Genomic DNA, 10,394 nt, shown 5'->3' on the forward strand with positions numbered 1-10,394 from the left:
GGCCGCCTGAGCCGCGCCGCCCCGGGCCCCGCGGGCGGTCAGCGCCGGGGGTCGGACGTGGCGTCGATGTGTTCGGCGACCGCGACGCACAGCAGCCGGGTGCCGGGCAGGGTGGCCCGCCAGCGGTGGCGCACCCCGCCGGACAGGAAGAGGGTGTCGCCCTGGACCAGCCGGTAGGCGCGGCCCTCCGCCTCCACCTCGACGGCGCCCTCGGCCACGTACAGGATCTCGTCGTTGCGGTGCTGGAACTCGCGCCCGAGGTCCAGCTCCCCGCTGAACTCCAGGGCGCTGAGCTGGTGCCGGCCGCGCACCACCCGGTGCGTGCCGTCCTGCCGCGCGGCGCGTACGACGTCCACCGCGCGGGCGGAGTCGGCGGCGGCGCGCAGCCGCGCGGTGGTGGTCTCCAGCGCTTCGGCGACCCGGTCGAGGGACCGGGCACTGGGTCTGGCGCGTTCGTTCTCGATCTGGCTGAGAAACGGTACGGACAGGCCGCTGCGCGACGCGACGGCGGCCAGGGTCAGTCCCAGGGATCTGCGCTGTCGGCGGACGGCGGCGCCCACCCGGAGTGTTTCCTTCTCGTCCATGTCCGGCTCCCTCCCGAGTCGCCATCCTTCCGGTTGTGGGCGTCTCGCGCACTCCGTTGGGACAGGACGGCCCGGAAAGTGACCTCACCGGAACACCGGAAGGGGTGGGCCCCGCCGCCGGCGGGGCCCACCCCTTCATGGTCTCCGGCCCTGGTGGGGGCCGGTTCCGGCGCCTAGCGGGGCGCCATGGTGTCCGCGATGCCCGGATTCTTCTCCATCCAGGCCTTCACGGCTTCCTCTTCGTGTCCTGTACCGCGCTTCTGGATCTCGTTCTCCAGGCCGGCGAGCTGCTGCTCGCTCAGCTTGAAGTTCTTGAACCACTTCGTCAGCCGGGGGTAGTCCTTCGGGAAGCTCTTGGAGGCGATGGTGTGCAGCCGGTCGCCCTCGCCGAACGCCTTCTTCGGGTCCTTGAGCTTGGTCATGCCGTACTCGCTGTACGCCCAGTGCGGGGTCCACAGCAGGACGGCGATGGGCTCCTTCTTGGCGTACGCGCGCTTCAGCTCGGCGAGCATGCCGGGCGTGGAGGCGTCGACGACCTTGTACTCCTCGTCGAGGCCGTACGACGGCAGCACGTTCTTCTTGAGGTTCTCCATGGTGGCGGTGCCGGGCTCGATGCCGACGATCCGGCCCTTGAACGCGGACGCCTTGCCCTTGAGGTCGGCCAGGGACTTCACGTCCTTGACGTAGTCGGGCACCGCGACCTCGATCGAGGTGGGGCCGTACCAGGAGCCGATATCGGTGAGCTGGGAGCCGTACTTGTCCCAGTAGTTCTTCTGGGTGTACGGGAGCCAGCCGTCGAACTGCACGTCGAGCTGGCCGCGCGACATCGCGGTGTACATCGGGCCGACCTCGAACTGCTTGAGGTTGACCTTGTAGCCGCGGTCCTCCAGGACGGCCTTCCACAGGTAGGTGGCGGCGATGTCCTCCTCCCACGGGAACCAGGCGACCTCCAGCGGGCGGTCCCGCTCGTCCTTGCCCTTGGCCTTCTTCGCGCTCCCGGCCGCGCCCTCGGCGACGGGGGTCCAGGTGGCGGCGGCGTCCGGGTTGGCCTTGAGCCAGGTGCGGACGGCCTGCTGCTCCTTGCCGGAGCCGCTCTTCTGGATCTCGGCCTCCAGGCTGGTGAGCTGCTCCTCGCTCATCTTGAAGTCCTTGAGCCACTTGCCGACCACGGGGTTGTCCGCGGTGAAGCCCTTGCGGGCCAGCGTGTGGATGCCGTCGCCCTTGCCCCAGAGGTTCTTGGGGTCCTTGAGCTTGGTCAGCTCGAACTGGTTGTACGCCCAGTGCGGCGACCACAGCGGGACGACGATCGGTTCCTTCTTGGCGTACGCCCGCTTCAGCTCGGCCAGCATGGACGGCGTGGAGCCGTCGATGACCTTGTACTCCTTGTCCAGGCCGTAGCCGGGCAGGATCTTGTCCTTGAGCAGGCCCATCTCGCCGGCGCTGGGCTCGATGCCGACGATCCGGCCCTTGAAGTCGGACGCCTTGCCCTTGAGGTCGGCCAGGGACTTCACGTCCTCGACGTACGCGGGCACGGCCAGCTCCAGCGAGGTGGGGCCGTACCAGGAGCCCATGTCCTCCAGGCGGTCCTTGTACTTCTTCCAGTACGAGGCGTGGGTGACCGGGAGCCAGGAGTCGGTCTCGAAGTCGATCTGGCCGCCCGCCATGCCGGTGTACAGCGCGCCGGCCTCGTACTGCTTGACGTCCACCTCGAAGCCGTGGCGCTCCAGCAGCTCCTTCCACAGGAACGTGGAGGCGATGCCCTCGTCCCACGGGATGTAGCCCATGCTGATCTTCTTGCCGGCGCCGATCTTCCGCGTACCGGAGGCGGTGGAGTCCTTCTCGTCGCCGGAGGAGCCGAAGAGGCCCATCCCGCCGGCCACCAGCGCCAGGGCGACGACGCCCGCGACGGCGACGACGGGCTGCGGGCGGTGGTGCCAGATCTTCAGGCCGCCGGCCACCGACTGCGCCTTGGCGAGCGCGCGGCGGGCGAGCGGGGAGACCTCGCGGCCCAGGGCGCTGGTCATCCGGTCCAGGTACATGGCCAGGATGACGATGGAGACACCGGCCTCGAAGCCGAGGCCGACGTCCACGTTGCCGATGGCGCGGTAGACGGAGCCGCCGAGGCCGCCGCCGCCGACCATGCCGGCGATGACCACCATGGACAGGCCCAGCATGATGACCTGGTTGATGCCGGCCATGATCGTGGGCAGCGCGAGCGGCAGCTGGACCCGCAGCAGGGTGTTGCGCGAGGTGGTGCCGAACGCCTCGGCCGCCTCGACCAGCTCGCCGTCCACCTGGCGGATGCCGAGTTCGGTCATCCGGACGCCCGGCGGCAGCGCGAAGATGATGGTGGCGATGATGCCGGGGACGACACCGACGCCGAAGAAGATGACGCCGGGGATCAGGTAGACCATGGCGGGCATGGTCTGCATGAAGTCCAGGACCGGCCGGGTCACCGCGCTCACCGCCTTGGAGCGGGACGCCCAGATGCCGAGCGGAACGGCCAGGACCAGCGTCACGATCGTCGCGACGAGCACCAGCGTCAGCGTGTCCATCGCCTCGTCCCACAGCTCGACCGAGTCGATGAGGGCGAAGCCGGCGAAGGCGAGGACACCGGCGAGCAGGCCGCGCAGCCACCAGGCGATGACGGCGACGATGCCCGCGAAGAGCAGGGGGGCCGGAGCGGAGAGCACGGCGGCGATGCCGTCGAACATGCCGCTCACGACGGAGCTGATGGCGTCGAAGAGCCAGGCGAGGTGGGTCTGGAGCCAGTCGACCGCGGAGTCGACCCAGTCGCCGAGATGGAGCCTAAACACCGGCCACCTTCTTCACGGAGACCGGGGCGGCGTCCTGCGGGGCGCCGGCCGGGGTCATCGGCTCGCCGAGCACGGCGAGCAGCCGGGCCCGGGTGACGACGCCGGTGAGCTTGCCCTTGTCGTCGGTCACGGCGACCGCGACCCCGCTCTGCGAGCAGGGCGTGAACAGCTCGATGATCGGCGTGGACTCGGTGACGGTGGCCGGCGCGGCCCGCAGTACGTCGGCGGGGTTGCGCAGCTCGTCGCCGTCGTCGTCCGGGGTGCCCATGACCGTGTGCGGTTCGGCCATGATGGCGCCGGCGGTCAGCACCCGGGTGCGGTCGACGTCCTGGGTGAAGGAGGCGACGTACTCGTTGGCCGGGGTGACGAGGATGTCCTCGGCGGTGCCGAGCTGGACTATCTCGCCGTCGCGCATGACGGCGATGCGGTCGCCCAGGCGCATGGCCTCGTTGAGGTCGTGGGTGATGAAGACGATGGTCTTCTTCAGCCGCTTCTGCAGCTCCAGGAGCTGGTCCTGCATGTCGCGGCGGATGAGCGGGTCGAGCGCGCTGAAGGACTCGTCCATCAGGAGCAGGTCGGCGTCGGTGGCGAGGGCGCGGGCGAGGCCCACGCGCTGCTGCATGCCGCCGGACAGCTCGTCGGGCCAGGACTTCTCCCAGCCGGCCAGGCCGGTCAGCTCCAGGGCCTCGGCGGCGCGGCGGTGGCGCTCGGCACGCGGGACGCCCTGCACTTCCAGGCCGTAGGCGGCGTTCTCCAGGACGCTCCGGTGGGGGAAGAGCGCGAAGTGCTGGAACACCATGCTGATCCGGGTGGAGCGGACGTGGCGGAGCTGGGCGGGGCTCAGGGCGGTGAGGTCCTCACCGTCGAAGAGCACCTGGCCCGAGGTGGGCTCCAGCAGGCCGTTGAGCATCCGCAGCAGCGTGGACTTGCCCGAGCCGGACAGCCCCATCACGACGAAGATCTGGCCGGGTTCGACGGTGAACGAGGCGTCGATCACCGCTGCGGTCGTTCCGTCGGCGCGCAGCGCGTCGCGGCCGGTGCCGCTCCGCAGTTTCTGCACGGCTTGATCGGGTCGTCTGCCGAACACCTTGTACAGGTGTTCGGCTTGCAGCCTGGACACATACACCTCACGCGTTGAACCGAAAACGGTCCGCCACCCCCACCGGCAGACCGTGGAGCGATACGGATTCCGTCCGCCTGCCACATGCAATAGTTGAATTTGCGACGTGGTCCGCTCCGATGGCGCGCCTGCCCGGGCTTACGCGGAGCAAACACAAGTGTGACCTGGATCACATGTTCGACCGGGGTTTTCGGGAACCGCGTCCCCGGCGGCCACTGTCGGCGGCGTGCGGCATCATCGGCGTGTGACGCGACGCCTGATGCTCCTCGACACCGCCTCCCTCTACTTCCGCGCCTACTTCGGTGTGCCCGATTCGGTGCGCGCGCCGGACGGCACCCCGGTCAACGCCGTCCGCGGCCTGCTGGACTTCATCGGCCGGCTGGTGCAGGACCACCGCCCGGACGACCTCGTCGCCTGCTGGGACGCGGACTGGCGCCCGCAGTGGCGGGTCGACCTCATCCCCACGTACAAGGCGCACCGGGTGGCCGCGGAGACCGGGGCCGGGGTGCCGGACGAGGAGGAGACGCCGGACACGCTGGCCCCGCAGGTGCCGGTCATCGCGGACGTCCTGGACGCGCTGGGCATCGCCCGGGTCGGCGCCGAGGGCTACGAGGCGGACGACGTGATCGGCACGCTGACCGGGCGGGCGTCCGGCCCGGTGGACATCGTCACCGGCGACCGGGACCTCTACCAGCTGGTCGACGACGCCCGCGGGGTGCGGGTGCTCTACCCGCTCAAGGGGGTCGGCACCCTCCAGCTGACGGACGAGGCGTGGCTGCGCGAGAAGTACGGCGTGGACGGCCCCGGTTACGTGGACCTGGCGCTGCTGCGCGGCGATCCGAGCGACGGGCTGCCCGGCGTGCCCGGCATCGGCGAGAAGACCGCGGCGAAGCTGCTCGACGCCTTCGGGGACCTGGCCGGGATCATGGCCGCCGTGGACGACCCGGCATCGAAGCTGACGCCGTCGCAGCGCAAGCGGCTCGACGAGGCCCGCGCCTATGTGGTGGTGGCGCCGAAGGTGGTCCGGGTCGCCGGGGACGTGCCCTTGCCGGACTTCGACCCGGCCCTGCCCGCCGGGCCGCGCGACCCGGCGGCCCTGGAGGCGCTGGTGGCCCGGTGGGGGCTGGGCGGAGCCGTCGGACGACTCCTGGACGTGCTGCGCCACTGAGGTGTTAGGTTAGGTGACCCTAAGACTTGTTGCCGGCTCCGGCCGGCGGTCCCTCATCTTCCGGCAGCAGGGAGCGGATCTCGTGGCAGAACGACCGGAGCGGCGGGCCCCCAGGGCTCGGGGGGCGCAGGTCCTGCGCACCGAGCGGATCACCCCGCACATGGTGCGGGTGGTGCTCGGCGGCGACGGCCTCGCCGACTTCGCCCTCGACGGCTACACCGACCACTACGTGAAGCTGTGCTTCGCCCCCGAGGGCGCGGAGTACGCCCACCCCTTCGACATGGCCCGCATCCGCGAGGAGTATCCGCGCGAGTTGTGGCCCACCACCCGTACGTACACCGTGCGTTCCTGGGACGCCGCCGCCCGCGAGCTGGCGATCGACTTCGTGGTGCACGGCGACGAGGGCCTGGCGGGCCCCTGGGCGGCGGGCGCGAAGCCGGGTGACCAGGTGACGTTCCTGGGGCCCGGCGGGGGTTACGCCCCCGAGGCGTCGGCGGACTGGCACCTGCTGGCGGGCGACGAGAGCGCGCTGCCGGCCGTCGCCGCCGCGCTGGAGCGGATGCCGGCGGGTGCGGTGGTCCACGCGTTCGTCGAGGTGGCGGACGCGGCGGAGGAGCAGAAGATCGCCACGCCGGACGGCGTCGCCGTCACCTGGCTGCACCGGGCCGGCCGACCGGTCGGCGAGGCGCTGGTCGAGGCGGTGACGGGGCTGGAGTTCCCGCCCGGCGACGTCCAGGCGTTCGTCCACGGCGAGGCGGGCTTCGTGAAGGAGATCCGCCGCCATCTGCGCCTGGAACGCGGCATTCCGGCCGACCGGCTGTCGATCTCGGGCTACTGGCGCCTGGGCCACGACGACGAGGCGTGGCGCTCGGTGAAGCGCGAGTGGAACGAGCAGGTGCAGCGCGAGCAGGAGCGGGCCGCGTAACCCGCCCCGCACAGGTGCCCCGGTCCGCCTCGGACCGGGGCACCGCCGTGTCCGGGCCCGGCCCGCGCGCCGGGCCCGGGCCGGTGGCCCCGCCGCGCTGAACCGGCCGGCCGTCAGACGGACTTCTGGTACGAGCGGAACGTGCGCGTGGACAGCAGGACGGTGGCCGTCGCGAGCAGCAGCAGCCCGCCGCACCGGCTGAGGACCAGCTGTGGGTCGGGGTCCGCACTCAGCGCCGAACGCCCGGCCACCATGGCCCAGTTGACGGGGTTGAACGCCGCGACGTCCCGCATCCAGCCGGGCATCTGGCTGGGCGCCATGAACGACGAGGAGAGAAAGGTCAGCGGCAGCAGCAGGAAGGTGTTGATGCCGATGATCGATTCCCGCTGGCGCACCATCATGCCGAGCGCGTTGGACAGGGCCCCGAAGACGGTGCCGAGCAGCACCGAGGCGCCGACCAGGACCAGCAGCCCGCCCAGACCCCCGGGATAGCCGGCGCCCGCCGCCCGGCCGAGCAGCAGGATCAGCGCGGACTGGCCGGCGGTGGCGATGCCGTTCTGCACGACGTTGGCGTTCATCAGGGCGCCCCGGCTGACCGGAGTGGTGAGGAAGCGGTTGAGCGTGCCCCGCTCGATCTCCTCCAGGGTGCCCATGCCGGCCCACATGCTCGACCCGAGCGCGCTCATCACGACGATGCCGGGGACGAGGTAGTCCAGGTAGGAGGTGGTGCCGAAGCCGCCGAGTTCGACGACCTTCTTGAAGAGGTTGCCGAACAGGAACAGCCAGATCACCGGCTGGATCAGCGAGATGACGAGGAAGACGGGCTGCCGGAGGATGGCCATGAGCTGGCGTCTAGTCATGTACCAGGTGTGCGCGAGGGCGTGGGAACTCATCGGGCGCCTCCGGAAAGCGCGGGGACGGCCGTCGGGCCGGTGGCCTCGGCGTCCTGGAAGCGGCGTCCGGCATGGCGCAGATAGACGTCGTCCAGCGACGGGCGGGCGACGGTGGCCGCCGCCACGGCGGCCCCGGCCCGGTCCAGCGCGGCCAGCAGCAGGGGTACGGCGGCGGCGCCGTCCTCGGCCCGCACGCTGACGCGGCGCCCCTCGGTCCGCACCTCGTGCACCCCGGGCAGCCCGGTGAGCGCTGCGGTGACGACGTCGGGCGCTTCGGCGCGCAGCTCCACGTGGACGGCGTCGCCGCGCAGTTCGCCCTTGAGCGCGTCGGGGGCGCCCTCGACGACGATCCGGCCGCGGTCCACGATGGCGATGCGTTCGGCGAGCCGGTCGGCCTCCTCCAGGTAGTGCGTGGTGAGCACGATGGTCAGGCCCTCGTCCCCGGCCAGCCGGGCGATCTCGTCCCACATCGCCGTACGCGCCTCCGGGTCGAGCCCGGTCGTCGGCTCGTCCAGGAACAGCACCTGGGGGCGGTGCATCAGCCCGAGCGCCACGTCCAGGCGGCGCAGCATTCCGCCGGAGTACCCCTTGACCAGGCGTTTCCCGGCGTCGGTGAGGCCGAAGCGCGCCAGCAGCGCGTCGGCGCGCTGCCGGACGGCGGCGCCCCGCATCCCGTAGAGGCGGCCCTGGAGGAGGAGGTTCTCGCGGCCGGTGGCGACGGGGTCGGCGCCGGACTTCTGGGCGACCACGCCGATCGCGCGCCGGACCCGGTCCGGGTGGGCGAGGGCGTCGTGCCCGGCGACGGAGACGGTGCCGGAGTCGGGGCGGGCGAGGGTGGTGAGGATCTTGACGGTGGTGGACTTGCCCGCGCCGTTGGGCCCGAGGAGCCCGAAGACGGTGCCGGCGGTGACGGTGAGGTCCATGCCGCGCAGCGCGGTGACCCCTCCGGGATAGGTCTTGACGAGGTGCCGCGCCTGCACGGCGGGCGCACGGGTGCTCATGGCGGAGCTCTCCTGTGATCGGCCGGGGCGTCCGGGATTCCGGGCGCCGTCTGGCCGGTCCGGTCCGTGCGAGGCATGCCGGGCTATCCTGGGTGTGCCGCACCCCGATCGCCCGGACACCGCTTCGACGGCCGTCCGGCTCGGGTTCGGAACCCCGGCGCCGGCTGCTGCAACAGCCCGCCGGGGTCCTCCTCTGCTACTCCCGTCCGGTTTCCCGGGCGGCTTCCTGTGCGTCGAGGTCCTGCCAGTCGCGCGGGACCTCGGACGTCTCGTGGAACGACTTCCACTCCTCGATGCCACTGATCGTGGCCTCGTCGATCTCCTTGCGGAATCCGCGAATCCAGGCCAACTGCGCCTCCAGCATGTGGATCTGGTACTCGGTCTCCACAATGAAGATCCGGGGCAGCGAGTCCCCGAGCCTGCCGAGCACCCCGCGCAGCGCCGCCGTGCGCACGATCAGCGCCTGCTCGCGGTCGCCGAGGAGTTCGGCCACCTCCTCCGGCGGCAGCACGGGCAACAGGGCCAGGGCCGTATCGAAGGCCGGGTATTCGTCGGCCGGGACCGCGATGAGGTCGGACAGCCAGTCCAGCATCTCGGCGCGCCCGGCCCCGGTGAGGCCGTACAGCGTGCGTTCCGGGCGGTTGCCCTGCCGCTGCACGCCCGCCACCTCGACGTATCCGTGCTTCTCCAGGTTCTGGACGACGGTGTACAGCGAACCGAAGTTGATCTTGACGCTGTGCTGCTTGCCGCGCCGGCGGAGGGTCTGGGCGATCTCGTACGGATGCATGGAGCGCTCCGCGAGCAGCACCATCACCGTGAGCGCCAGGGGATTGCGGAGCTTGCGCCGCTTCGCCGTCACAGCCGCTTCCCCTCATTCGTTTGCGAATACTCGTGAACGAACATAGCTCGACTTCTGAAATCTCGTCAACCGCGATGTATCGCGATATCGGTGCGCCGTGCGCCGGGGAAGCCGTGGCAGGATCTGCGGCCTGCGGCCCATCCGCATCGGCGTCGGCTCCGAATCACCCGGAGAACGCCGGCCATCGAAGGGACACCCCCGCGTGAAAGAAGCCGTGTACATCAGCGGAACGGCCTCGGCGGGGCCGGATCTCCAGGAGCTGATGGGGAGGGTCGCCCGGGGCGACCAGGAGGCGTTCGCCCAGGTCTACGACAGGGTGAGCGGGCCGGTGCTGGGGCTCGTACGCGGAGTGCTGCGCGACCCGGCCCAGTCCGAGGAGGTCGCCCAGGAGGTGCTCGTGGAGCTGTGGCGCACCGCGTCCCGCTTCCGGCCCTCGCGCGGCAGCGCCATGAACTGGGTGCTGACGCTGGCCCACCGCCGCGCCGTGGACCGGGTGCGCTCCGCGCAGGCCGCCGCCGTCCGCGAGCACAAGGCGGCCCTGCTGGACCGCACGCCCGCCTTCGACGAGGTCACCGAGCAGGTCGAGACCCGGCTGGAGCGCGAGCAGGTGCGCCGCTGTCTGCGCACGCTCTCCGAACTCCAGCGGGAGTCCGTCACCCTGGCGTACTACCGGGGGCTGACCTATCGCGAGGTGGCCGAGCTGCTGGCGGTGCCGCTCGGCACGATCAAGACCCGGCTGCGCGACGGGCTGATCCGGATGCGCGACTGCCTGGGGGTGGGCGCATGACCGACGCCGCCCTGCACACCCTCACGGGCGCCTACGCCCTGCACGCCCTGCCCGACGCCGAGCGCCACGCCTTCGAACGGCATCTGGCCGACTGCGAGGCCTGCTCCGTCGAAGTGCGCGAACTCTCCGAGACCGCGACCCGGCTCGGCCTCGCCGCCGCCGCACCGGCCCCCCGCGCCCTGCGGGAGCGGGTGCTCCGGGAGATCACGACCGTACGCCAGGAGCCGCCGGACACCCCCCG

General features: G+C 71.4%; 10 protein-coding genes. 4 read left to right on the forward strand and 6 right to left on the reverse strand.

Annotated features, from left to right (window positions below):
* Nucleotides 1–38 precede the first annotated feature (38 nt).
* The 3 genes from MHW47_RS25845 to MHW47_RS25855 form a co-directional block, all read right to left on the reverse strand.
* Nucleotides 39–584 carry a helix-turn-helix domain-containing protein gene (locus tag MHW47_RS25845; protein ID WP_111333633.1) on the reverse strand — a complete coding sequence of 182 codons (546 nt, stop codon included), beginning with the start codon at nucleotides 582–584 and terminating at the stop codon, nucleotides 39–41.
* A 173-nt stretch (nucleotides 585–757) separates the two neighbouring features.
* Nucleotides 758–3,400 carry an ABC transporter permease/substrate binding protein gene (locus tag MHW47_RS25850; RefSeq protein ID WP_239226172.1) on the reverse strand — a complete coding sequence of 881 codons (2,643 nt, stop codon included), beginning with the start codon at nucleotides 3,398–3,400 and terminating at the stop codon, nucleotides 758–760.
* Nucleotides 3,393–4,520 (reverse strand): glycine betaine/L-proline ABC transporter ATP-binding protein, encoded by a 1,128-nt coding sequence (locus MHW47_RS25855; protein WP_239226173.1) that lies wholly within the window; start codon nucleotides 4,518–4,520, stop codon nucleotides 3,393–3,395. Before MHW47_RS25855 ends, MHW47_RS25850 begins: the two co-directional genes overlap by 8 nt.
* A gap of 259 nt (nucleotides 4,521–4,779) precedes the next feature.
* Between MHW47_RS25855 and MHW47_RS25860 the strand changes: the two genes are divergently transcribed.
* Nucleotides 4,780–5,688: a 5'-3' exonuclease gene (locus MHW47_RS25860; protein ID WP_239226180.1), complete on the forward strand. Its 909-nt coding sequence runs from the start codon at nucleotides 4,780–4,782 to the stop codon at nucleotides 5,686–5,688.
* An 82-nt stretch (nucleotides 5,689–5,770) separates the two neighbouring features.
* Nucleotides 5,771–6,613, forward strand: coding sequence for a siderophore-interacting protein (locus tag MHW47_RS25865; protein ID WP_239226174.1), 843 nt, complete (start codon nucleotides 5,771–5,773; stop codon nucleotides 6,611–6,613).
* 113 nt (nucleotides 6,614–6,726) lie between these two features.
* On the opposite strand, the gene MHW47_RS25870 is transcribed toward MHW47_RS25865, so the two are convergent.
* From MHW47_RS25870 to MHW47_RS25880, 3 genes are all read right to left on the reverse strand, one after another.
* Nucleotides 6,727–7,506: an ABC transporter permease gene (locus MHW47_RS25870; RefSeq protein ID WP_239226175.1), complete on the reverse strand. Its 780-nt coding sequence runs from the start codon at nucleotides 7,504–7,506 to the stop codon at nucleotides 6,727–6,729.
* Complete coding sequence (locus MHW47_RS25875; RefSeq protein WP_239226176.1) at nucleotides 7,503–8,507, reverse strand: ABC transporter ATP-binding protein; 1,005 nt, start codon at nucleotides 8,505–8,507, stop codon at nucleotides 7,503–7,505. Before MHW47_RS25875 ends, MHW47_RS25870 begins: the two co-directional genes overlap by 4 nt.
* A gap of 196 nt (nucleotides 8,508–8,703) precedes the next feature.
* Entirely contained in the window at nucleotides 8,704–9,318 is a 615-nt protein-coding gene (locus MHW47_RS25880) for a PadR family transcriptional regulator (RefSeq protein WP_275449655.1), read from the reverse strand.
* A gap of 250 nt (nucleotides 9,319–9,568) precedes the next feature.
* On the opposite strand from MHW47_RS25880, the gene MHW47_RS25885 reads away from it, so the two are divergent.
* Complete coding sequence (locus tag MHW47_RS25885) at nucleotides 9,569–10,153, forward strand: sigma-70 family RNA polymerase sigma factor (protein ID WP_239226178.1); 585 nt, start codon at nucleotides 9,569–9,571, stop codon at nucleotides 10,151–10,153.
* Nucleotides 10,150–10,394, forward strand: a 245-nt coding sequence (locus MHW47_RS25890; protein ID WP_239226179.1) for a zf-HC2 domain-containing protein, incomplete at its 3' end; no start/stop codon positions are given. The genes MHW47_RS25885 and MHW47_RS25890, both read left to right, overlap by 4 nt.

Origin of the sequence: Streptomyces sp. OfavH-34-F, assembly GCF_022347745.1 — a bacterium.
GTDB lineage: Bacteria > Actinomycetota > Actinomycetes > Streptomycetales > Streptomycetaceae > Streptomyces.